This is a genomic window from Ralstonia sp. A12 (genome assembly GCF_000801955.1).
Classification (GTDB): Bacteria; Pseudomonadota; Gammaproteobacteria; order Burkholderiales; family Burkholderiaceae; genus Ralstonia.
In genome coordinates this window covers 26,353-49,670 of sequence record NZ_JSZO01000009.1, presented here as the reverse complement: position 1 = coordinate 49,670, position 23,318 = coordinate 26,353, and the positions used below count along the sequence as shown (strand labels likewise).

22 protein-coding genes and 1 riboswitch are annotated in these 23,318 nt (G+C 64.2%); of the genes, 14 read left to right on the top strand and 8 right to left on the bottom strand.

Annotated elements, in window-relative coordinates; genetic code table 11:
- Nucleotides 1–5 precede the first annotated feature (5 nt).
- Together PI87_RS13445 and PI87_RS13440 are read right to left on the bottom strand one after the other, a co-directional pair.
- Nucleotides 6–860, bottom strand: a complete 855-nt coding sequence (locus PI87_RS13445) for a tetratricopeptide repeat protein (protein ID WP_039598224.1) — start codon at nt 858–860, stop codon at nt 6–8.
- Between the two features lie 23 nt (nt 861–883).
- On the bottom strand, nt 884–2,956 hold the full coding sequence (locus tag PI87_RS13440; protein WP_039598223.1) for a bifunctional 2',3'-cyclic-nucleotide 2'-phosphodiesterase/3'-nucleotidase: 2,073 nt from the start codon (nt 2,954–2,956) through the stop codon (nt 884–886).
- A 312-nt stretch (nt 2,957–3,268) separates the two neighbouring features.
- Between PI87_RS13440 and minC the strand changes: the two genes are divergently transcribed.
- From minC to minE, 3 genes are read left to right on the top strand one after another with little or no spacing between them, the layout of a single operon-like run.
- Nucleotides 3,269–4,066, top strand: coding sequence for a septum site-determining protein MinC (gene minC, locus PI87_RS13435; protein WP_039598222.1), 798 nt, complete (start codon nt 3,269–3,271; stop codon nt 4,064–4,066).
- A 44-nt stretch (nt 4,067–4,110) separates the two neighbouring features.
- Entirely contained in the window at nt 4,111–4,929 is an 819-nt protein-coding gene (gene minD, locus PI87_RS13430; RefSeq protein ID WP_039598221.1) for a septum site-determining protein MinD, read from the top strand.
- A 15-nt stretch (nt 4,930–4,944) separates the two neighbouring features.
- Complete coding sequence (gene minE / locus PI87_RS13425; protein ID WP_039598220.1) at nt 4,945–5,199, top strand: cell division topological specificity factor MinE; 255 nt, start codon at nt 4,945–4,947, stop codon at nt 5,197–5,199.
- Nucleotides 5,200–5,314: 115 nt separating this feature from the next.
- Here minE and PI87_RS13420 read toward each other — a convergent pair whose 3' ends face one another.
- Nucleotides 5,315–6,547, bottom strand: a complete 1,233-nt coding sequence (locus tag PI87_RS13420; RefSeq protein ID WP_039598219.1) for a citrate synthase family protein — start codon at nt 6,545–6,547, stop codon at nt 5,315–5,317.
- 104 nt (nt 6,548–6,651) lie between these two features.
- On the opposite strand from PI87_RS13420, the gene PI87_RS13415 reads away from it, so the two are divergent.
- The 3 genes from PI87_RS13415 to ppk2 all read left to right on the top strand — a co-directional run bounded on the left by PI87_RS13415 (nt 6,652) and on the right by ppk2 (nt 10,049).
- A complete protein-coding gene (locus PI87_RS13415) occupies nt 6,652–8,091 on the top strand; it encodes a CoA transferase (protein ID WP_039598218.1) in 1,440 nt (479 codons plus the stop codon).
- Between the two features lie 66 nt (nt 8,092–8,157).
- Nucleotides 8,158–9,015, top strand: coding sequence for a 23S rRNA (adenine(2030)-N(6))-methyltransferase RlmJ (locus PI87_RS13410; protein WP_039598217.1), 858 nt, complete (start codon nt 8,158–8,160; stop codon nt 9,013–9,015).
- Nucleotides 9,016–9,149: 134 nt separating this feature from the next.
- Nucleotides 9,150–10,049, top strand: coding sequence for a polyphosphate kinase 2 (gene ppk2, locus PI87_RS13405; protein ID WP_039598216.1), 900 nt, complete (start codon nt 9,150–9,152; stop codon nt 10,047–10,049).
- Between the two features lie 30 nt (nt 10,050–10,079).
- Here ppk2 and PI87_RS13400 read toward each other — a convergent pair whose 3' ends face one another.
- Together PI87_RS13400 and PI87_RS13395 are read right to left on the bottom strand one after the other, a co-directional pair.
- Nucleotides 10,080–11,666, bottom strand: coding sequence for an inorganic phosphate transporter (locus PI87_RS13400; RefSeq protein ID WP_039598215.1), 1,587 nt, complete (start codon nt 11,664–11,666; stop codon nt 10,080–10,082).
- A 139-nt stretch (nt 11,667–11,805) separates the two neighbouring features.
- Nucleotides 11,806–12,093 carry an acylphosphatase gene (locus PI87_RS13395; protein WP_039598214.1) on the bottom strand — a complete coding sequence of 96 codons (288 nt, stop codon included), beginning with the start codon at nt 12,091–12,093 and terminating at the stop codon, nt 11,806–11,808.
- 290 nt (nt 12,094–12,383) lie between these two features.
- Between PI87_RS13395 and PI87_RS13390 the strand changes: the two genes are divergently transcribed.
- From PI87_RS13390 to PI87_RS13360, 7 genes are all read left to right on the top strand, one after another.
- Nucleotides 12,384–14,147, top strand: a complete 1,764-nt coding sequence (locus tag PI87_RS13390) for an ABC transporter permease (RefSeq protein ID WP_039598311.1) — start codon at nt 12,384–12,386, stop codon at nt 14,145–14,147.
- 24 nt (nt 14,148–14,171) lie between these two features.
- Nucleotides 14,172–15,533: an ABC transporter ATP-binding protein gene (locus PI87_RS13385; RefSeq protein WP_039598213.1), complete on the top strand. Its 1,362-nt coding sequence runs from the start codon at nt 14,172–14,174 to the stop codon at nt 15,531–15,533.
- Between the two features lie 41 nt (nt 15,534–15,574).
- On the top strand, nt 15,575–16,111 hold the full coding sequence (locus PI87_RS13380) for a hypothetical protein (protein WP_157003133.1): 537 nt from the start codon (nt 15,575–15,577) through the stop codon (nt 16,109–16,111).
- Between the two features lie 63 nt (nt 16,112–16,174).
- Nucleotides 16,175–16,257: riboswitch (ZMP/ZTP riboswitch) on the top strand.
- A 150-nt stretch (nt 16,258–16,407) separates the two neighbouring features.
- Nucleotides 16,408–17,247 carry a tetrahydrofolate dehydrogenase/cyclohydrolase catalytic domain-containing protein gene (locus PI87_RS13375; RefSeq protein ID WP_039598310.1) on the top strand — a complete coding sequence of 280 codons (840 nt, stop codon included), beginning with the start codon at nt 16,408–16,410 and terminating at the stop codon, nt 17,245–17,247.
- A 277-nt stretch (nt 17,248–17,524) separates the two neighbouring features.
- Nucleotides 17,525–17,920 (top strand): DUF2946 domain-containing protein, encoded by a 396-nt coding sequence (locus PI87_RS13370; protein ID WP_039598211.1) that lies wholly within the window; start codon nt 17,525–17,527, stop codon nt 17,918–17,920.
- Nucleotides 17,921–18,041: 121 nt separating this feature from the next.
- Entirely contained in the window at nt 18,042–19,103 is a 1,062-nt protein-coding gene (locus tag PI87_RS13365) for a lipoprotein (RefSeq protein WP_039598210.1), read from the top strand.
- The gene (locus PI87_RS13360) at nt 19,093–19,650 is read left to right on the top strand and encodes a peroxiredoxin family protein (RefSeq protein ID WP_039598209.1); all 558 of its coding nucleotides are present in this window, start codon (nt 19,093–19,095) and stop codon (nt 19,648–19,650) included. The genes PI87_RS13365 and PI87_RS13360 overlap by 11 nt, the downstream gene beginning before the upstream one ends.
- A gap of 250 nt (nt 19,651–19,900) precedes the next feature.
- Here the strand turns inward: PI87_RS13360 and PI87_RS13355 are convergent, their stop codons facing one another.
- Both PI87_RS13355 and PI87_RS13350 read right to left on the bottom strand, forming a co-directional pair.
- Entirely contained in the window at nt 19,901–20,206 is a 306-nt protein-coding gene (locus tag PI87_RS13355) for a DUF3303 family protein (protein WP_039598208.1), read from the bottom strand.
- Nucleotides 20,207–20,210: 4 nt separating this feature from the next.
- Complete coding sequence (locus PI87_RS13350) at nt 20,211–21,245, bottom strand: HAF repeat-containing protein (protein ID WP_052321529.1); 1,035 nt, start codon at nt 21,243–21,245, stop codon at nt 20,211–20,213.
- Between the two features lie 692 nt (nt 21,246–21,937).
- On the opposite strand from PI87_RS13350, the gene PI87_RS13345 reads away from it, so the two are divergent.
- Nucleotides 21,938–22,636, top strand: coding sequence for a hydrolase (locus PI87_RS13345; protein ID WP_039598207.1), 699 nt, complete (start codon nt 21,938–21,940; stop codon nt 22,634–22,636).
- A gap of 93 nt (nt 22,637–22,729) precedes the next feature.
- Here the strand turns inward: PI87_RS13345 and PI87_RS13340 are convergent, their stop codons facing one another.
- Nucleotides 22,730–23,287 (bottom strand): sugar O-acetyltransferase, encoded by a 558-nt coding sequence (locus tag PI87_RS13340; protein WP_039598206.1) that lies wholly within the window; start codon nt 23,285–23,287, stop codon nt 22,730–22,732.
- Nucleotides 23,288–23,318 lie beyond the last annotated feature (31 nt).

Here is a 23,318-nt window from a genome sequence, read left to right as displayed (position 1 = left end):
TTGCGTTACGGTGCCAGCGCCGGGTGTTTCAGCGCGTGCGCCGTTTCGATCCACTGCTGGTGATACGCGGCGTCATCGCGCTTGAGGCCGAGTTCGCCGTTTTGGTACGCCATCGCCAAGGCTTGCACGGCTTCGGGCAGTTCATGCTCAGCCGCGTCCTGATACAACGCCAGTGCGCGTGCCTCGTCGTGCGGTACGCCGTCGCCGTCACGGTACGCATTCGCCAGCATGAACATCGCGGCCGGAATGCCGTGCTGTGCCGCGCGGTCGAACCAGTGCGCCGCCTGTACCGTGTCGATGCCCGTGCCGTAACCGCTGCGATACATCACGCCGAGGTAGTACGCGGCCGCCGCATCGTCCTTATCAGCTGCTTGGCGCAGCAGATGCAGCGCACGCGGATAGTCGCGCGTCACACCACCCGTGCCCAGCAGCAGCGCCTTGCCGAGCGAGAGCTGCGCATACACATCGCCGGATGCACCATGTGTTGCGCCGTTGACCGGTTCGGCGGCTGTCTCCAGCCAGCGCATCCCTTCGTTACGCAATGAGCCGTCGTGCGCGCTGAGCAAGGCTTCACCCAGTGCCGACTGCGCGGGTACCGAACCGCTGCGTGCCAGCTGCCGCAACTGCCGCAGCGCTTCGGGCTCCATCGCCTGCACGACCATCGCGCGCCACGATTCCAGCTGCGTGGCATCCACGGCCGGTGCCTGGCGTGCGTGCGACAACCAGCCACCAACCGCCACGATGACTGCCAATGCGGCAGCCACCGTCAGCATCGGCACCGATTGGCGCGTCGACTGGTGCGTCGGTTCTGCGGCCGGCGTATTGGGCCACGCGGCCCATGCGGAACGAAGAGAAGGCATGGCTTGTTCCTGTTGATGGCTGCTTACTGCGTCAGATCGATCTGGTACACCGCCAGGCCCTTGTTGGTGCCGTCATCTGCCGCCACCTGCGTGACGTTGTTGATGCCGGCTGCCGTGGCGTCAGCAATGCGGCCCGGAGCGGACGAGAACTGCACCTGCGCCACCGACGTCGCCAGCTTCGTAAAGCGCCAGCTGCGTTGCGACCCGTTGGTTGCGCGCTTCACGCTGCCGATCTTCTTGATGTAGCTGATCAGCACATCGCGGTTGGCATCCGGCGAGGCGTAGATCGTCTTGCTGCCATCCAGGCCCGGGAAGTTGCCGCCACCGCTTGCACGGTAGTTGTTGGTCGCCACGATGAACTGCGCATTCGGGTCAATTGCCACCCCCTTGTACTGCAGGTTCTTGATGCGGCTGCCCAAGGCTTGCGTGACGTCAATCTCGTACGTCAGGTTCGGGTCGGTGAACATGTCGAAGTTGTAGCCCGGGAACGTGCTCACCAGCTTCTGCACCGTCGCCTTGGTCGGGTCGATGGTGTTGAAGCGCTTGGCCGCGGTTTCCAGCCAGTTCTTGATGTCGGAGCCCGCCACCTTCACGGCGTAGACCGTGTTCGGATACAGGTACAGGTCGGCTGCGTTGTTGATCGCCAGCGGGCCGGCTGCCACGTCGGTGAAGTCCGTGCCGCCACCAAAGCCGCTCTTGAACGGCGCGCTGACCGACAGCACCGGCAGCGTCGCGTACTGCGGCAGGTTCGCCTGAACGTAGTCCGATACGTACTGGGCTTGCGCCTGGTTGACGATCTCGATTGCGCCCGGGTCACCCACATCGGCAAAGAACGTGCTCATGTGGTAGTCCGTGCTGCCCACCGGCGTCTTCACGTAGTTGATCGTTGCCTGGTGTTCGGTGGCAATCGCAGCGGAGACAGCCGGGTCCGCAGCCACGTAGGTCTTGTCGGCGTTCTGGATCGAACGCGCTTCCACCGTGGTCTGCGTCTTGTCGACGGCCCAGTTCGTGCCGTTGTAGGTCAGGCCCAGTTTGATCACACCCAGGTGCTTGCCCCAGTAGTTGGCCATCACGGTCGGCACGCCGTTCACCGTGCCCTTGGCCTTGTCCACGCCCGGCAGGTTGAACTGGTAGACCGTGCTGTTCGCATCCGGGAAGAGTTGGTGCGAGTGGCCGATCAGCATCGCGTCGATGCCCGGCACGGTGGAGAGCCACCAGCTGCCGTTTTCCATCGTCGGCGAGTACGTCGAGTTGTCCAGCCCGCCGTGCGAGATGGCGACCACCAGGTCGGCACCCTTCGCGCGCATTTCCGGGATGTACTTGGCGGCCGTTTCCTTGATGCCGACGGTATAGACCTTGCCGTCCAGCCAGCGCTTGTCCCAGCTCGTGATGGCCGGCGGCGTAAAGCTGATGATGCCGACCTTGACCGGTGCGCTGACGGTGCTGCCATCCGGTGCCGTGGCCGTCACCGTCTTGGTGATGATGGTGTACGGCTGGAACAGCGGCGCGTTGGTCTTCGCGCTCATCACGTTGGCCAGCACCTGCGGGAAGTTCGGGCCCGCGCATTTGGTCTGCGCAGACGGGTCGGGCATGCCGCTCACATTGAACGTATTGCCAGTGACTTGCGACAGGTACGGCAGGCCGTAGTTGAACTCATGGTTGCCGATGCCGCCGCCGTCGTATTTGGCCGCATTCATCACCTTGTAGATCGCCAGCGTCTGGTTGCAGGTGACCGGGCTCACCATGGCCTGGTAGTCCGACAGCGCGGTGCCCTGGATGGTGTCGCCGTTGTCCAGCAGCAGCGTGTTCGGGAACTGCGTGCGCGCCTGGCTGATGAGCGTCGACACACGCTCGAAGCCGAGCGAGCTGTCAGCGGCCAGCTTGAAGTAGTCGTACGACAGCACATTGGTGTGCAGGTCGGTGGTTTCCAGCACGGCCAGCGTGGCCTTGGTGCCGGTGGGGGCAGCGGCAGCCGGCGTGGGGTTGCCGCCATTGCTGGCGGTGGGGTTGTCGTCACCGCCACCGCAGGCGGCCAGTGACAGCGACAAAAACGCAGCAAGCGGCAACGCCGCCGAGTACAACGGTCGGACTCGCATGAACTTCTCCCTGAAGATCTTTTTTTGGTATGCGGACTACAGACTGCGGACTACGAACTGCCGAGGCGCTTGCGCGATCGTTTGCGCAATGCGAGAGAACTGCTGACTGGGCCGGGGGGCGCAGAAGCGGCGAGTATCGGAAGGGGGCGTGACGAAGTTGTGACCGGCCGGTGACATTTCCGTGTGAACCTTACGGCCGAAGACGTGCACCAGCCGCGGCTCTCCACCGGATGGGGGATCGGCGGGGTCAAAAAATCCAAGGCGTTTCGTCAACAACGTTAGAATGAGCCCATTTTTCCGCGTAGCCGTTCTATGTCCCAGAAGAAAGCGCCGCTGTTCGAGATCCGCAGCGGCTCCGTCGATGCCCTGCTGCTGTCGCCGCGCACCGCCGACATGGACGCCCTGGCCGCCGAACTCACGCGCCGCTTTGCCGACACGCCGGAGTTCTTCTCCAACGACGTGATCGCCGTCGACGTGCGCCGCCTGGCCGAGGACGAGCGCCTTCCCATCGACCGTTTGGTGGAGACCCTGACCACGCTGCGCGCCCGCGCGATCGGCGTGGTCGCCAGCCCCGAGCAGGCCGAATGGGCACAGGCCTTTGGCTTGCCGCTGCTCGACAGCCACGGCCGTCGCCCGCGCGGCGGGAATGACGCCAAAGATGCAGATGCCAAGGACGGTCAGGACGCGCCCGAGCACGCCCAGGCCGCCGAAGCGCCGTCGCCTGCTGCTGCACCCGCCCCTTCCGCTCCCCCTGTCGATGCCGTGGCCATGCAGCCCGGCACCATGGTCATTGACCGCCCGCTGCGTTCCGGCCAGCGCATCTATGCGCGTGGCGACCTGGTGGTGCTGGATATCGTGAGCGATGGCGCCGAGGTGATCGCCGAGGGCAATATCTACGTGTATGCCTCGCTGCGCGGCCGCGCGCTGGCAGGCGTCAAGGGCAACCTGGATGCGCGCATCTTCTGCACGTGCCTGGAGCCCCAACTGATTTCCATCGCCGGCATCTACCGCACCGGCGAAACCCCGTGGCCGGACGCCTACGCCAGCAAGCCTGCGCAGGTCCGGCTCACGGACAACACGCTGGTTTTCGAACCGTTGCGGATGAAGTGACGCACCCCGTGCGCCGAGCGATTTAACTTTTTGATATACGAGCCATGACCAAGATCATCGTTGTCACTTCCGGCAAGGGCGGCGTCGGCAAGACGACCACCAGCGCGGCGTTTTCCGCGGGCCTCGCGCTGCGCGGCCACAAGACCGCCGTCATCGACTTTGACGTTGGCCTGCGCAACCTCGACCTCATCATGGGCTGCGAGCGCCGCGTGGTGTATGACCTGATCAACGTGATCCACGGCGAGGCCAACCTGAACCAGGCCCTCATCAAGGACAAGAAGTGCGAGAACCTGTTCATCCTCCCCGCCTCGCAAACGCGCGACAAAGACGCGCTCACGCGTGACGGCGTCGAGAAGGTGATCGAAGGCCTGAAGGAAATGGGCTTCGAATACATCGTCTGCGATTCGCCGGCCGGTATCGAATCGGGCGCGCTGATGGCGATGTACTTTGCCGATGAAGCCATCGTCGTGACGAACCCGGAAGTGTCGTCGGTGCGCGATTCGGATCGCATCCTGGGCATCCTGTCGTCCAAGTCGCGCCGTGCGGAGCAAAGCAAGGAGCCGATCAAGGAACACCTGCTGCTCACGCGCTACAACCCGAAGCGGGTGTCCGAGGGCGAGATGCTGTCGCTGTCCGACATCCAAGAGATTCTGCGCATCAAGCTGATCGGCGTGATTCCGGAATCGGAAGCCGTGCTGCAGGCGTCCAACCAGGGCCTGCCCGCCATCCACCTGGAAGGCTCCGACGTGGCCAACGCCTACCACGACGTGATCGACCGTTTCCTGGGCAAGGAAAAGGAACTGCGCTACGTCGAATACAACAAGCCGGGCTTTCTGCAACGCCTGTTCGGCGGCGGCAAATAAGGAGGACGCACACCCATGTCGATTCTGTCTTTCCTGCTGGGCGAGAAGAAGAAGACTGCAAGCGTCGCCAAGGAACGCCTGCAGATCATCCTCGCGCATGAACGCACCGCCACCGGTGCGCCCGCCGACTACCTGCCCGCGCTGCAGCGCGAGCTGGTGGCCGTGATCTCGAAGTACGTGAAGATCGGCAACGACGACATCAAGGTCAACCTCGAGCGCCAGGACAACCTGGAAGTGCTGGAGGTGAAGATCGAGATTCCGCAGGCCTAGACCGCCGAAAAACGATTCTGGCGGCCCAGTGCCGACTAGCCGTACCCAAGTACTGTCTGCGTCGGCGCTGAACCGCCAGAACCGCTTCGCTTCGTTTTGCGACGGTCTTTCTCCGCTAGCGCACGCGAATGATGCGGCCCGCCGGTGCCTCCGGCGCGGTCGGCATCGGCCCCACGTAGGCCGCGCGCGGGCGGATCAACTGCCCTGCCGCGCGCTGCTCCAGCGCGTGCGCAATCCAGCCGGCCGTGCGGCCCGCTGCAAACAAGCCGAACGCTGAGCCCTCTGCCAGCCCCAGCACACGCCGCGTGGCGACCAGTGCGAAATCCACTGACGGCCCATCGCCGGTCAGGTTGTTCACAGCATCGATCACGGATTGCAGCCGCTTGCGTACGGCACCCGTTTTCGGCAGCCGCGCCAGGATGGCATTCGCGCGCGGATCGGCTTCCCGATACAGCGGATGACCAAAGCCCGGCAACGCATCCCCACGATCCAGCCGACGGCGCAACGCCGTTGCCACGGAACGCTCCCCTTCCAGTTCGCTCAGTAGGGCTTCCACGCGCGCCGTGGTGCCGCCGTGCCGGCCACCGGTGAGCGCAGCCAGCCCTGCACTGACCGCTGCACCCAGGCCTGCCCCGGTTGACGCCACTACACGTGCCGCAAAGCTCGATGCATTGAGTTCGTGATCGGCGCACAGCACCAGCGCCACGCGAATCGCCTCGGCGGCTTGCGCATCGACGCCCCACGCCTGCTGGCATTGCAGATGCACGGGCGCAGCATCAGGCGCGCGGCCCAGCATGGCGGCAAACACCAGGCGCAGCAGCGCGCCGGCATCGCGTGCAGTGCGGGCGCTGTCCTGACGCCACGCGGCTTCGTCCAACGCCGGCAGTGCGAGCGTGCACAGCGCCATGCAGCGCTGGCGGATGTCGGCGTCTGCCAAGGAAGCCAGCACGGCGTACCAGCTCTTGGGCAACACCGGTGCCGGTGCACTGAAGGCTGCTGCCTCATCGCATTGCCAGAGCCGCGCGGCCACGGCTTCCAGCGTGGCGTGTTCGGCCAGCTCCAACGCAGGCGTGCCGCGATAGAACAGCCGCCCATGGTCGATGAGCGTAATGGCGGATTCCATCACCGGTAGCCCCCAGTCCAGCGCATGCCGGACTACCTGGCGCGGGCGGCGACCACCGGCGCGTTGATCCGCCAGGCGCGTCACATCGGCTTCGCGGTAGCGGCTGCCGCGTCCATCGGGCGAGGGGTAGGCCGCCAGCAGCCCACGGCTTACGTAGGCGTACAGTGTTGGGCGCGAGATGTTCAGGCGCTGGGCAGCTTCGGCGGCATCGAGGTACTGGGTCATCGGATGCGTGATTGGGCGATCGAGGTTGATCAGTCTAGTCAATGTTGACGCTACGACCACCGCAGGACTGTAATGCGTGCACACCCTTTCTGCGGAGTCCTGTCATGTCGTCACCTGCTGTTGATGTGGTTGATCCTTCCAGGCAGACCCAAACCATTACCTCGACTGAAGCCCTTGCCCAACTGTGGACCGTGCTCGGCCAGCCCGCCGATGCGCTGTCGCGCGTCGCGCTCACGGGAACGGACCCGGCATTGCCTTCGTCCTTTGCGGTGGGCACGCTGGCGCAGAGCACCATCGCCGCCACAGCGCTGGCTGCTGCGCAGGTCGATACGCTACGCACCGGCCGCCAGCAGACGGTGTCTGTGGACATGCACCACGCTGCGCTGGAGTTCCGTTCCGAGCGCTACTTCCGCGTGGATGGCCAACTGCCGCCCGAGCCGTGGGACAAGATCGCCGGGCTGTACCGCTGCGGCGATGGCCGCTGGGTGCGCCTGCACACCAACTTCCCGCATCACCGGGACGGCGTGCTCAAACTGCTCGGCTGCGCGTACGACCGTGAAGCGGTGGCCGCCGCACTGAGCCAATGGAAGGCAGAAGCGTTTGAAGAGGCCGCTGCGCAAGCCGGCATGGTTGTGACCGCTGCACGCACCTTCGACGAATGGGATCGCCATCCGCAAGGCATTGCTGTAGCCGGCCAACCGTTGATGACCATCGAACGCATTGGTGATGCAGCGCCCGAACCACTGCCGCACCACGCCGAGGGTCGGCCGCTTTCTGGCGTGCGCGTGCTGGACCTCACGCGCGTGATTGCCGGCCCGGTGAGCGGACGTACGCTTGCTGCGCACGGGGCGGATGTGTTGTTGATCACCGCACCGCACCTGCCCGCGATTCCGCCGCTGGTGATCGACACCGGGCGCGGCAAGCGCTCGGCCCAACTCGACTTGCGCCAGGCCGCCGATGCTGAGCAACTGCGCACGCTGCTGCGCGACGCCGACATCTTTGTGCAAGGCTATCGACCCGGTGGCGTGGCTGGGCTCAGTTTCAGCCCCGAGCAAGCTGCGGCATTGTGCCCAGGCATTGTCTACGTGAGCCTGTGCGCGTACGGCTATGACGGGCCGTGGGCCAATCGGCGCGGGTTCGATTCGCTCGTGCAGACGGCCAGCGGCTTCAACTGGGCGGAAGCGGAAGCCGCCGGTGTGGACAAGCCGCACCCGCTGCCCGCCCAGGCGCTCGACCATGGGGCGGGTTACCTGATGGCCGCCGGTGCCATGACCGCACTCGCACGCCGCATGACCGAAGGCGGAAGCTGGCACGTACGCGTGTCGCTCGCGCAGACGGCGCACTGGCTGCGCAGCTTTGGCCGCGTGGCCAACGGCTTCGACGTGCCGGACCCGCGCTACGAAGATATCGGCGCGTACCTGGAGACCACGCCCTCCGGCTTCGGCACGCTCACGGCCATGCGCCACGCAGGGCAGCTTTCCGACACGCCACCGTACTGGGCGCTGCCCACCGTGCCGCTGGGGACGCATGCGCCGCGGTGGTAGCATTCGCGCCTTACCCTTGTTTCCGCCGCCCGTGCGCCTGAGCTTTCAGGCGCACTTGGTTCGCCCATGCTTAGCTATCGCCACGCCTTTCACGCCGGCAACCACGCCGATGTCCTCAAGCACGCCGTCGTGGCGCAGGTGCTCGACTACCTGACGCAGAAGGACAAGCCGTTCTGGTACATCGACACGCATGCAGGCGCCGGCCTCTACGCGCTGGACCACGAATGGGCGCAGAAGAAGGCCGAGTTCGACACCGGCATCGGCCCCTTGTGGCGCGCCGCCGCGGCTGGCGAGCCGATGCCCGCGCTGCTTGAGACCTACCTCGACCAGGTGCGCGAGCTGAACCCGAAAGGCGACCTCAAGCACTACCCCGGATCACCCTGGCTGGCGTGGCAGATGCTGCGCGATGCCGATCGCCTGCGTCTGTTCGAGCTGCACAGCACCGAGATCAAGGTGCTGTCCAACAACTTCCGTGGTGCCGGCCGCCGGGTCATGCTGTATGACGGCGACGGCTTTGGCGGCGTCAAGGCGATCCTGCCTCCGCCGCCGCGCCGCGCCGTGGTGCTGATCGACCCGTCGTTTGAAGACAAGCGGGACTACGCGCGCACCGTGCAGGCCCTGCAGGACAGCCTGCAGCGCTTTGCCACTGGCATGTACGCAGTCTGGTATCCGCAGGTGCAGCGGCGTGAATCGGTGCAACTGCCGGCACAGCTGAAGCGGCTGGGCGGAAGCGACTGGCTGCACGTGACGTTGACGGTCAAGCAACCGGTGGCCGGCGGCCTGGGCCTGCACGGCAGCGGCATGTTCATCGTTAACCCGCCATGGACGCTCAAGGCGCAACTGGAAGAGGCCATGCCCACGCTGGTCCGCCTGCTCGGCCAGGACAGCGCCGCCAAGTTCACACTCGAAGCCCAGGCAAGCTGAGCCGGGCGGCGCCTGCCGCGGCCTCATGTCACTGCCATGCCACATGGGCGTGCTACCTACTCAGGCGTATGCTTGAACATGCGCCGCCCCCGGGCGGCGTGCCCCATTCGGTAGGACGGCAGGAGCAGGACATCATGAGCGAACGCGACGCAGCGCGAGAGGCGCGACTGCAGGAAGACCTCCTCGACACCCTGGACGAGGAGCTGGAAATGGAAATCGACGACCACCTGCTCGGCGGCGAGGGCATCAGCGACGAAGCCCGCGAAACGCGGCGCATGTACTTCCGCGAGCTGTTCCGCCTGCAGGGCGAACTGGTCAAGCTGCAGGACTGGGTGATCGAAACCGGCCATCGGCTGGTGGTGATCTTCGAAGGACGCGATGCTGCCGGCAAGGGCGGCGCCATCAAGCGCATCACGCAGCGCCTGAACCCGCGCGTGTGCCGCGTGGCCGCCCTGCCCGCCCCCACCAACCGTGAACGCACGCAGTGGTACTTCCAGCGCTACGTCGCGCACCTGCCCGCCGCTGGCGAGATCGTCCTGTTCGACCGCAGTTGGTACAACCGCGCCGGTGTCGAGCGCGTGATGGGCTTCTGCACCGATGAGGAATACGAAGAGTTCTTCCGCTCCGTGCCCGAGTTCGAAAAGATGCTCGTGCGCTCCGGCATCCAGATCATCAAGTACTGGTTCTCGGTGACGGACGAAGAGCAGGAAGTGCGATTCCAGAGCCGCATCGACGATCCGCTCAAGCAGTGGAAGTTGAGCCCGATGGACCTGGAAAGCCGCCGCCGCTGGGAAGACTACACGCGCACCAAGGAGGCGATGCTGGAACGCTCGCACATTCCAGAGTCGCCATGGTGGGTGGTGCTGGCCGATGACAAGAAGCGCGCGCGCCTGAACTGCATCGACCACCTGCTCACCCAGGTGCCGTACCACCCGGTGCCGCATCCGCCGGTGCTGCTGCCCGATCGCGTGCACCACGCGGAATACATCCGCCACCCGGTGCCGCAAGAAATGATCGTCCCGAACGTCTACTGAGGCACCGGTACCCGCGCGCTGTGCGGGGGGTCAGAACACCGCTTTGAACGCCCAGTACAGCGCGCCTGCCAGCACGATCGACGCCGGCAGCGTCAGCACCCATGCCAGCAGCAGGCTGCGCACGGTATTCCACTGCAGCCCCGAGCCGTTGGCGGCCATGGTGCCCGCCACACCGGAAGACAGCACGTGCGTGGTCGACACCGGCAGGCCATACGCATCGGCCGCGCCAATGGTGGCCATCGCCACCAGTTCGGCCGAGGCCCCCTGCCCATAGGTCAGGTGCTGCTTGCCAATCTTCTCGCCCACCGTCACCACGATGCGCTTCCAGCCCACCATCGTGCCCAGGCCTAGCGCAATCGCCACAGCCACCTTCACCCACGTGGGGATGAACTTGGTGGCGTGGTCGAGCTGCTGCTTGTAGTTGTCGATGACGGCCTGGTCGTCCTTGGCGATGGCGGGCTGCCCGCTCTTCTTGAGCAGGCGGATGGCCTCGGAGGCGAGGTACATGTTGTTGCGGATGTTATCCACCTCGTTCTGCGGCACGGTGGCCATCGAGCCTGTCTGGCCGACCTGTGCGGCGACGGTTTCCGTCAGCGCCTGCACGGCGGGCAGCGTGGTCGGCGTGAGCGTGCGCGTCTGCACGTAGGCCTGCACATCCGCACGCGGGTTGGCGGAAGGCGCCACCCCGTTGGCGTACTTGCCGAGCGCGGCCGACGCCTGGTGCGACACGGCCAGGAAGGTTTGCGTCTCAGCAGGCGTGACGGCGCGGTTGAGTGCGTACACCGTCGGCACCGTGCCGATCAGGATCAGCATGATCAGGCCCATGCCCTTCTGCCCGTCATTGGAGCCGTGCGCGAACGACACGCCTGTGCAGGTAAGGATGAGCAGCGCGCGAATCCAGAACGGCGGCGGCTGGTTGCCCTCGGGCTCGGCATAGAGCGCCGGCACGCGCACCAGCGCCTTGAGCACCAGCAGAAGCAGCGCCGCCAGCAGAAAGCCGACGATGGGCGAGAACAGCAGCGACTTGCCCACCCCCAGCGCCTGGCTCCAATCCACCCCACTGGTGCCGTTGGCGCCGCGCAGGAGCTGGTTCATCAGGCCCACGCCGATGATCGAGCCGATGAGCGTGTGCGAGCTGGACGACGGCAGCCCCAGGTACCACGTCGCCAGGTTCCAGATGATGGCCGCAATCAGCAGCGCAAACACCATCGCAAAGCCCGAGTGGCTGCCCACCTGCAGGATCAGCTCCACCGGCAGCAGTTGCAGGATGCCGAAGGCCACCGCGCCGCTGGAGGTCAGCACGCCTGCAAAATTCCACATGCCTGACCACACCACCGCCAGGTGCGGCGACAACGAATGCGTGTAGATGACCGTGGCGACCGCATTGGCCGTGTCATGAAAGCCGTTGACGAACTCAAAGCCCAGCGCGATCGCCAGCGCAACACCGAGCAGAACGAACGGCAGCACCGAACTGCTGGCCACGTTCTCCAGGTCGGATACCAGGTGGCTGACCACATAGGCGGCGCCGGCCGCCAGGATCAGCAGGAACAGCGCAATGCCGACATTGCGAAAGCGCGCGGGCACAGCACCGGGTTGCACGGAAAGCGGATGCGACATGGGGATCACCGAGGCGGGGGCTGGGAGAGTGATCGATTCTAGGAGCCGCCCAGGGGCCTTGGGTGACGGTTTCGTGTCGCGTTTGTTTCCGTTGATTGCCGATGTATGGACTGGCGCGGCAAGGACCTGGCGATAGGGTCTACACCGTTGGCCGGATCTCGAACCCTGGCACCAGTGCCTCGTTGGTGCCCGGAGCGACGTCCAGCTCGGTGACCTGGGCGCCGGCGGGGCCCTCCCACATCCATTCGCGCATGCGCAGCACATTGGCCTCCGGGCCGGCCAGGAAGGCTTCGACCGCACCACTGCGGCGGTTGCGCACCCAGCCCCGCAGGCCGAGCGTCCGGGCCATGTCGGCACAGGCTGCCCGGTAGCCCACACCCTGCACGCGGCCCTGTACGGTAACGATCACTTGTGCGATGGCGGACATGCGGCGGCTCCAGGGCAGACGGCAGGCAGGTTGTTGGGAGAAAGATGACAAACCAACGTTGTCGCATCTCTGTCACATTTCTGGAATGTGACGTAGGCAGACTGACAACCGCACGGCAAGGTCCGGCGTTACGCAAGGTAAACTAGGCGGCTTGCCGCCGGATGCCAAGCGATGCCGAACATGACGTTCTGGCGCCGCTTTCCGCCACCCACGCCACGTATCGCGCCGCAACCCAGGCAGAGGTTGTGCAGCACGATGTTCGTCAGCGAATTTCGTCCCGGTTATTCAAGATGCAGCAAAACGACAACGAAACCACCATCCGGGGCCCCTTTGGCGTCAACTTCGGCAACCTGTTGACGGCGCCGCCCAACCGCTTTGACCTGGCGCTGCTGCCCATCATCCTGGCGGCCATCGTGCTCGTGGCCTTTGCCGCCAAGCAGATGAACGTGCCGTACACGCCTGGCGAAACGCAGTTGGACGTGAGCCTGGACGTGGCGCAACTGCCCTACTACCTGCTGCGTACGAGTATCCGCATGCTGCTGGCGCTGGGTGCGTCGCTGGCGTTCTCGTTTGCGTTTGCGGCCATTGCGTCCAAGAACCGCACGGCCGAGAAGGTGATGGTGCCGGCGCTGGACATCCTGCAATCGATTCCGGTGCTGGGTTTCCTGTCGATTACCGTCACGGGCTTCATTGCGCTGTTCCCGGGCAACCTGGTGGGCGTGGAATGCGCGGCCATCTTCGCCATCTTCACGTCGCAGGCGTGGAACATGGCGTTCTCGCTGTACCAATCGTTTCGCACCATCCCGACCGACCTGGAAGAGGCGGCCACGGTGTTCCGCCTGTCGAAGTGGCAGCGCTTCTGGCGCCTGGAAGTGCCGTTCGCCATGCCGGGCCTGCTGTGGAACATGATGATGTCGATGTCGGGCGGCTGGTTCTTCGTGGTGGCCTCCGAGGCCATCTCGGTATCGGGCCATGACATCAAGCTGCCGGGTATCGGCTCGTACATCTCGCTGGCGATCCAGCATCAGAACCTGCCCGCCATCGGCTGGGCGATTCTGACGATGCTGATTGGCATTCTGCTGTACGACCAGTTCCTGTTCCGCCCGCTGGTTGCCTGGGCGGACCGCTTCCGCTTCGATGCGATGTCGTCCGAGCGCGAGCCGCAATCGTGGCTGCTGGACCTGCTGCGCCGCTCCGAGTGGGTCAAGGCGCTGCTGGAGCGCACCGCCGCCCTGGCCGAGCGCACGCTTTCCTGGGGCGCTGAGCGCACCCGGCCCACGGCCTCGGGCGGCAATGGTTTTCTCCCGCGCTTCCCGTGGTGGAACCGCGTGGCCGACGTGATCATCATCCTGGCCGCATTGGCTGCCGTTGTGCACATCCTGCAGTTCGTGCGCTCCGAGGTGGGCTGGGCGGAAGTGGGCCACGTGCTGTGGCTCGGCTTCCTGACCATGACGCGCGTGATTTTGCTGATCGCCCTGGCCGCGCTGATCTGGGTGCCGATCGGCATCCGGATCGGCCTGAACCCGAACGTGGCGCGCATCGCGCAGCCGGTGGCGCAGTTCCTGGCGGCCTTCCCGGCCAACCTGATGTTCCCGCTGGCGGTGATGCTCATCGCGCGCTTCTCGCTCAACCCGGAAATCTGGTTGAGCCCGCTGATGATTTTCGGCACGCAGTGGTACATCCTGTTCAACGTGATTGCCGGTGCGACGGGCATCCCGACCGAGCTGCGACTGGCCGCGCGCAACTTCGGCCTGCGCGGCTGGCTGCTGTGGAAGCGCTTCCTGATCCCGGCGGTGTTCCCCAACCTGCTCACGGGCCTGGTGACCGCCGCCGGCGGTTCATGGAACGCCAGCATCGTCTCCGAATACGTGACGTGGGGCGACCGCACGCTGGTGGCCACGGGCCTGGGCAGCTACATCGCCGAGATGACATCGAAGGGTGATTTCCCGCGCATTGCGCTGGGCATCGTGGTGATGAGCCTGTTCGTGGTCGGCTTCAACCGGCTGCTGTGGAACCGGCTGTACGAGATCGCGCAAGAGCGCACCCGCCTGTAAGACGATTTTTGTAGAGAACAGAACATGGCTAACACCGCAGAATCCGTCATCGAGCTGCGCGGCGTCTCGAAAATTTTCCGCACCGCAGACCACACCGACCGCTCGGTGCTCGAGGGTCTGGATATCAACATCCGCGAGGGCGAGATCGTCGCCATGCTGGGCAAATCCGGTTCGGGCAAGTCGACCCTGCTGCGCATCATGGCGGGCCTGGTGCGTGCGGACCGCGGCCAGGTGCTGTTCCGCGGGCGCGAATATTCCGGCCCGGTGCAGGGCATTGCGATGGTGTTCCAGTCGTTCGCGCTGTTCCCGTGGCTGACGGTGCAGCAGAACGTAGAGCTGGGCCTGGAAGCGCAAGGCGTGCCCAAGGCCGAGCGCGAAGAGCGCGCCGAGCAGGCCATCGACCTGATCGGCCTGTCGGGCTTCAACAGCGCTCTGCCGCGTGAACTCTCGGGCGGTATGCGCCAGCGCGTGGGCATTGCGCGCGCCCTGGTGACCGAGCCCGACCTGCTGCTGATGGACGAAGCGTTCTCCGCGCTGGACGTGCTGACCGGCGAGAACCTGCGCGACGAAATGCTCGACCTGTGGGAAGACCGCCGCACCAAGATCAAGGCCATCCTGATCGTCTCGCACAATATCGAAGAGGCCGTGATGATGGCCGACCGCATCGTCATCCTCTCCAGCGATCCGGGGCGCATCCGTGCGGAAGTGCGTGTGCCCTTCCCCCGCCCGCGTAACCGTGATTCTGCTGCCGTGCGCAACCTCATCGACGAGGTGTATGGCCTGATGACCTCGCCGGAGCGCGTGGGTGTGCACGTGGGCGCCGAGTCTGCCGCGCAGCAACTGGCCTACCGCCTGCCGGAAGCCGAGATCGGCCAGATGGAGGCCATCCTGGACCTGCTGGTCGAAGCGCCGTTCAACGGCCGCGCCGACTTGCCGCACCTGGCCGAAGAAGCCGGCGTGACCGACGACGACCTGCTGCCCGCCTGCGAAGCGCTGGCCCTGCTGCAGCTCGCCACCATCGAGCGCGGCGACATCATCGTTACCCCGTTCGGCAAGACCTACATGGAAACCGAGCCGCCCGAGCGCAAGGTGCTGTTCGGGCAGAAGCTGCTCGAACAGGTGGCCCTGGCTTCGCACATCCGTGCCGAGCTGGACGCCAACGAAGACGGCGAGATCCGGGAAGAGCAGGTGCTGCGCGAGCTGGAGGCCTACCTCAAGCCCGAAGAAGCCGAGCGCGTGCTCAAGATCGGCATTGAATGGGGCCGCTATGGCGAGGTGTACGAATACGTGTACAACACCGGCATGCTGACCCTGCCCCGTGAAGAGCGCGAGGAACGCGAAGAGCGTGAAGCGCAGGAAGGTGGAGACGGGGCGGCTGGGGCGTAAGGCGGCGCCCGCCGGTTGTTCTCCCAAGAAAGAGCCGCGCGATGCGGCTCTTTTCTGTTCAAACGGTGGCGCCGGTTCTCGGCAGCATGCCCCTCATCCTCAAGCTCAAACAAGAAGGAACAAGCATGGCGGTATCTCCCGAACAACTGAGCGCGTTGTTGACCTATTGCACCGACTTCTCGCGGACGATGCTCGAACGTGCCGGAGATTTCTATCCGTTTGGTGCCACCCTATCGAAGGACGGTACGCTTGGAGCGGCCGGCGGCCATAACGGGGAAGAACGACCGAAACCGCTGGAGATCTACACGTTGCTCGCTCAGGCCTTCAAGGCGGATGCTCTCAACGGCAATGTGTTGGCCACAGCGCTGGCCGCGAACGTCAACATCCCGCCGGAATACTCGCCGAGTGCCCCCGATGGCGTGCGCGTGCACGTAGAGGCAGAGGGATACTCTCGCTTCTTCTATGGCCCCTACCGCATCACCAAGCAGGGGTTCCTGAAGAAGACATTTGTCGTCGAGTTTGACGAGTGGTTTGCTGTGGAAATCCCACCGCAGTTCTTTCGCGCGGGTGGCGGCTAGTCTGCTACCCGCCAAGCCGGTCCCGAACAGGCATTGGCACGCGCCGCACAAAGCCAGATAATTGCCGAGCTACGCAACTGGCGAGACAGGATGGGCCACCATCGGGAAGCGTAGTAGCTGCGCCGCCGTTCGCCTGGGCACATTGGTATTCGTTTGCACGAGCCTCACCAATCTTCGCCCGACATTCTTCATCGATCTCTCCACGCACAGCAGGCTGCCCTTGCCGCAGCCGTTGTGCATTTGCCATGCGCAAGGAGATTGCGATGGAGGGTGCGCGAACCAACGCGAGCACAGTCATGACAATCATTCTCGATGGAAAGTCCGTAGCAGCACATGTTGAAGATGTGCTCTCAGCGCGCGTCAGCGCATTCAAAACGCGACACGGCTACGTGCCGGTGCTCGCCACCATTCTGGTCGGCGCCGACCCATCGTCGGCAACCTACGTGAAGATGAAGGGCAACGCCTGTCGACGCGTTGGCATGGCGTCCAAGGCGATCGAGCTGCCGGAAGCTTCCACAACGTCCGATGTGCTTGCCGCCATCGACGCACTGAATGCTGACCCGCACGTGCAAGGCATCCTGCTGCAGCACCCGGTGCCCAAGCACGTTAACGAGCGCCTGTGTTTTGACCGCATCCACGTGACCAAAGACGTGGATGGTGTGACGAGCCATGGCTTCGGCCGGATGGCATTGGGGGAGCCCGCCTTTGGTTCGGCAACGCCGGCGGGCATCATGCGCTTGCTGGCGCACTACAACATCGATGTTGCCGGCAAGCGCGCGGTTGTCATTGGCCGCAGCGCCATTCTCGGTAAGCCGATGGCGTTCATGCTGTCGAATGCGAATGCCACCGTCACGCTCTGCCATTCCAGAACCCTGAATCTGGCGGACGAGGTACGTCGAGCCGACATCGTTGTCGCGGCGGTTGGTAAGCCGAAGTTCGTGCAGGGCGATTGGATTGCCGACAACACTATCGTCATCGATGCGGGCTATCACAACGGCGGCATCGGAGACATAGACCACAGCGGCCTGGTCGGACGTTGTGCTGCTGTGACACCGGTGCCCGGTGGCGTGGGCCCGATGACCATCTCTACGCTGATCGGTCATACGCTCACTGCGGCCGAACAATCCGCCAGCTGAAACACCGAGCACGCTCGGAAGGCGCCTCCACATGAGAACGCCGAAGTGCCCCGCCTTGCCTGGGGTGGGCTTCGGCGGCATGGTCCGTTGCTGCCGCACGGCAAGACGCGAAAGCCTGCCCTGGCAGATAACGCTGCGGAGAAGTCACATCAACCGGCATGCGCTCAAACCGAGGGCAACATCGCCCTCGCGCTGGCCTGGATGTTGATGCATTTTTGCGGTGTAATACCGCGCATCTGCACATGCTGACGCCGTCCGGCAGCGCCCACAGCCCGCCATGCATTTCGCCCGCACCCGCAAGACATTGACTGCCTGGCTTGGCCTGGTGGCGATGGCGCTCGTGCTGTTTGCGCCGATGGTGAGCCAGGCGCTGGAGCGGCACGAACTGCGGGTGTTTGAGCAAAGCATGCCGCTGTGCGAGGCGAAGACGTCTGCCTCCGTGGGCGCGGAGCTGCCCATCGGGTCGACCGGGCACGACATGCCCGCCGGCCACCAGGCCGCATGCGGCTATTGCGATCTGCTGGCAGAACACGTGGTGGTGCCGACCATCATCCCCCCGATGGCGACGCCGGCCCCCGTTCATGCAATCGCATGGACCCCGGAGCCCGGCCGTTTGGCTGCGCACAATGCGCGCCATGCCGGGCGGCCACGCGACTCCCCCTTCCTCCTCTGACCACGTTGACCGGGGCAACGAGCGCACATCGCACTCGGCCAGCACCGTTTCAGACAAGACACCGTGCGACGCACCCATGACCGCTGGGGCGCGCACGCACCGATCAGAGTGAGGAATCTCCATGACAACGCCATCCAACTTCGTTCGGCGCGCCGCACTGCTTGTGTGCGCCACCGGCGTGTTTGCACCCGTTGTAGCGCAGGCGTGTGCCACGTGCGGCTGTTCGCTCAGCACCGATGCCGCAATGGGCTATTCGGCCATCCCAGGCTGGCGCTTCAGCGTCGACTACACCTACCTCCCACAGAACCAGTTGCGCAGCGGCACGCGCGCGGTCACGCCGGCACAGGCTGCGGCCATGAATGATGCGGGCGGTAACCAGGAGGTTGAGCGGCAGACCATCAACCGCTACATCAACCTTGGCATCAGCTACAGCCCAAACAGCAGCTGGAACATCAGCGCGATCGTGCCGTACGTGGACCGCAGCCATACGACCTATGGCGCAGCCACGTCCGACCAGCTCACGTCGGACAACATCAGCGGCGCCAGTGCCAGCGGCCTGGGCGACATCAAGCTGATCACCAGCTACCAGGGCTTCCTGCCCACGCACAACCTGGGCGTACAACTCGGCGTGAAGCTGCCGACCGGCCGCTACGGTGGGCAGAACGTGCTGACCGGCAACACCGTCGGGCGCAACCCGGTGTTCTTCAACAGCGGCCCGAACGCGGCAGGTGGGCAAGCACTGGATACCAGTCTGCAGCCCGGCACGGGTAGCACCGACGTGATCCTGGGTGCCTACTACTACCAGCCTGTCAGCCAGGATTTCGATGCCTTCATCAACGGCCAATTCCAGGCCGCCGTGCACCAACGGCTGAACGAGACGGGTGCGGACTTCCGCCCCGGCAACCTCGCCACCATGAGCGTTGGCGTGCGCTACGAAGCCAATCCGCACGTCGTGCCGCAGCTGCAGTTCAACGTGACGCGCAAGAACGCCGACAAGGGTGCACTGGCGGATACGACCAACACGGCCGGTACGGTGGTCTACCTGTCGCCGGGTGTGACGGTGAGCGTGGCGCACAACGTGCAGATCTATGCGTTCCTGCAGAAGGCGCTGTACAGCAACCTGCAGGGGTATCAACTCTTCCCGCGCTGGTCGGGCACGGTCGGAGCCAGCTATGCGTTCTGATACGGAGGGCCGTTCACCGCGCGCATGGTCAAGGCGTGCCTGGTTACAGACAACCGGCGCGGTGGCGCTGGGTGCCGGGCTGGGTAGTCCATCTCACGATGCGCGGGCTGCCAGCCTTGAAGTCGGGTGGCCGGCGCCTGCGCTGGTGCTTCGCACGATCGACGGGCGCAGCATCTCCACCGAAGACCTGCGCGGTCACGTTGTGATCCTGACCTTCTGGGCGACATGGTGTGGCCCGTGCCACCAAGAGCTGCCGCTGCTCTCCGACTACGCAGCGAAGCATGCCGATCGGGGCCTGCGTGTTCTCGGCTTCAGCCTGGATGAGCCGGCCTCGCTTCCTGAGGTTCGGAAGATGGCGGCGGACTGGAGCTTTCCGGTGGGGCTGCTCGGCAGCGCGTATGCCGGCGGCTATGGCCGCGTCTGGCGCATTCCGGTCAACTTCACGATCGACCGCAATGGCTTGCTGGCCGACAACGGCTGGGACTCGCGTGAACCTGCGTGGACGACAGAACGTCTTGAGCGCATCGTCACACCGTTGCTGCGTTGAGGGGGTGATCGTGGCGATGCCAGCGACTGCGACACAAGCAGCGCTTGCCGCGCGTTCACCATTCAGACCGGTTTAGACGTGCCGGCATTGTTGACGGTCAGCAGCGCGACGAAGCACATCGGCTTTACGCATCCGTCGGGTTCGACGGCGATCGCGAACGCGGCTTCGTGATCACGGCACCGGATTCGACAAGCTAGCACTGTGCGGCAGCGCCCTCGCCGCGAGGTTTGGGCACGTGCACGCCATGCCGCTACTTCCACTTCTGCCCAATCCCCGCCAACCCCGCCTTCTGCAAGTCCTCCGCACTCATCACCACACGGAACTCGCAATCGGCGTTGAACAGCAGGAACCACGGCTCGGCCAGTGCGGGAATCTGCGAAGGGTCATCCAGGTTGACGATGAGCACGGCACCGCGCCCGCCGGCCTGCTCGGTAAAGTACGCGGCCTCCGGTTTGATGGCCTCCATCACGCGCGGGATCAGCTCGGCGATGGAGCCGTCGCGTACGTAGGTGTTGAACGGTTCGTGCGGAATCCGCACGTTGATGAGCATGCGCATGGTTTCACTCCTCGTTGGGTTCACGTCGATTCCACAGCACCGCGTGCAGACCTGAACTGCCGACCACCTGGCCGCGATCGTTGATCCCGGTCGCCGTGCCGTATTGATCTGTGGGTAGCGTGCCGAGGTCGATCATCACGCCATCCTCGAACAGGAAGCCGTGATAGTTGCCTCCAGCGGTGCCGGCCGTACCGACGACATGGCCTTGCTGGTTGATCGCGTAGGCGATGCTGTAGAGCCCACCCGGCAGCGTGCCGAGATCGGTGATCACACCGTTCTTCCACAAGACGGCGTGATGGTTTCCGCTCATATCGTAGGCGGCGCCGACGATCCGGCCGTGATCGTTGATGGCGTTGGCGTTACTGGCCTGACCTCCCGCAAGCGTGCCGAGGTTGGTCATCACACCGTCGTCAAACAAGAATGCGCTGTCATACGTACTGGTGTTGGACACGCCAACGATCTTGCCGCTGTTGTTGATTCCGTAAGCGCCACTGAAATAGACGCCGCCCGGCAGCGTTCCGAGATCCGTCATCACACCGTTCTTGAGCAGAAACGCGTGATACGCCCCGGTCGAAGTATTGGAGTAGCCCACCACATCACCACGATCGTTGATGGCGGTTGCATAACTGAAGCTGCCACCCGGCAGCGTGCCGAGATCGGACATCACCCCATTGGCAAACAGGAAGGCGTGCACACCCCCGATGGACGTTGCCGAATAGCCGACCACCTGGCCGTGCCGGTTGATGGCGAGCGCCGTGCTGTAGGTGCCGCCCAGCGTGCCGAGATCGGTCATGACGCCCTTCTCAAACAGAAAGGCATGGTTGGCCCCGCTGGTGGTGGATGAGTACCCCACCACCTGCCCCCGGTCATTGATGCCGTTGGCTGAGCTGAACTGGCCGCCGGGCAGCGTACCCAGATCCGTGATGGTGTAGCCCTGCCCGATGGCAGGCTGGACAGCGGCAAGCGCCAGCAACGCGGTGACCAGCAGCGCGCGGCAAAGGGAATACGCCCTGTTCGATGGCGTGGATGTGAATGGCATGTTGCGCCCCTTTGAGTCGTGGACTGAAACGGCGCCTTGAAGCGTCCCGGCGCGAACGCAGGATGACCGGAACATGCGCGACCCCAAATGGCTGCAGCTCGCGTTGCAGGAAACGCAGAGAGCGGGTGCCACCCCAAACGGGTGAACCCGATGTCGCACATTCAAAACGGGAATTGGCAAAGCCGCCGTGCGCGTTGCAAAAGTCGCGCCACGGGTTGCGCATCAAAGTCTTCGGAGCAGCGTGCCGGCAAGCGGCGCGTGTTTCGCGCCAAAACCTTTGCAGATCTGAAACACCCCCTGTGGGCAACCGTTGTGGATAGCTGCTGTGGATAACGCTTGTGGATATCTTCAGGTCGATCAGCAAACAGCACGCTAGAGGTAGACAACGAAAAAGGCTGGCGTATGCGGATTGCACACCAGTCCTTCCCCGACGGGGTTGCGCCCCCTGTCGCACGCGTTGGCCGCTGGGTGCGGGGCAAGTATGGGCGGGTGATGGTCGAGAACGACACGCACGTTCCTGCTGGACAAATATTCATTCAATTAATTTGAATAACTATGACAACGATAGCCTGCTATTTGTGGGCAATCGATCGCTATAGTTCAGCACATGGACAGCTCAGCAACGCAAAAAAGCGAAGAAACGCTGACCAGCAACACTCAAATTGATTGAACAAATTATTCCGGAGAACACCATGTCGAACGCCAAGCTGCAAGTCCTGACCCCGCACAACAGCCAACTGATCATCATCGACCACCAGCCGCAGATGGCCTTTGGTGTGCAGTCGATGGACCGTCAGACCATGAAGAACAACGTCGTGGGCCTGGCCAAGGCAGCCAAGATTTTCGACGTGCCGACCACCATCACCACGGTCGAGTCCGAATCGTTCTCCGGCTACACCTACCCCGAAGTGCTCGACGTCTTCCCGGGCAAGCAAACGCTCGAACGCTCGTCGATGAACTCGTGGGACGACCAGAAGGTGCGCGACGCCCTGGCCGCCAACGGCCGCAAGAAAATCATCGTGGCCGGCCTGTGGACCGAGGTCTGCAACACGACCTTCGCCCTGAGTGCGATGCAGGAAGGCGACTACGAGATCTACATGGTGGCCGACGCCTCGGGTGGCACCACCAAGGAAGCGCATGACTATGCGATGCAGCGCATGATCCAGGCCGGCGTGGTGCCGGTGACGTGGCAGCAGGTTCTGCTCGAATGGCAACGCGACTGGAAGAACCGCGACACGTACGACGCCGTGATGGCAGTGGCCAAGGAGCACTCCGGCGCCTACGGCATGGGCATCGACTATGCCTACACGATGGTGCACAAGGCTGCACAGCGTACAGCGACCACGCACGAATCGATCGCGCCGGTGCATGCGCCGGTGATCGAGCACTGATCCTCTCCGGCTAGTGCCGAGAGGTCAAAGAAAGCCGCCTGTGAAGGCGGCTTTTTTCATTCTTGCACTGCGATCGCGGCGCTTCTATGGCGGTCAGCTTTCGACGGAGCGAATGAATCGCGCTGGATTGCCTCCGACAAAGCTATTCGGAGGAACGTCCTTGGTGACGACTGAGCCCGCCGCAACAACCGAGTTCTCGCCCACCGTCACTCCACCGATGATCGTTGCGCCCGCCGCGATCCACACGTTCCGCTCAATCACGATGCGCTTTCCGATGGTGATGGAGCGACGCTGCGAAGGTTCCAGGGGGTGACCCGTCGTGATGATGCTGACATTCGGCCCGATCATCACGTCGTCAGCGATATGGAGGCCACCCAGGTCGTAGAAGGTGCAGTTCTGATTGATGAAGACATTCCGTCCTACGCGAATCTCGTCCCCGCCGGCGGTATAGAAGGGAGGAATCAGCGTGAAGCTCGGGTCTACAGGCTGACCAATGAGTTCGCTGAATATGGCGCGAACTTCGTCCGCGTCGTTGAACGTTAGCCGGTTCAGTGCGGCGATGATTGTTCCCGCCCTTCTGACATTGGTGACCATCTTTGCAGATTCGGGCGTGCGCCCTCGAACTACCTTGGTGTCATCGTCATTCGTCATTTAGTAGCCCACACCAGCGCTTGCGGCGGCT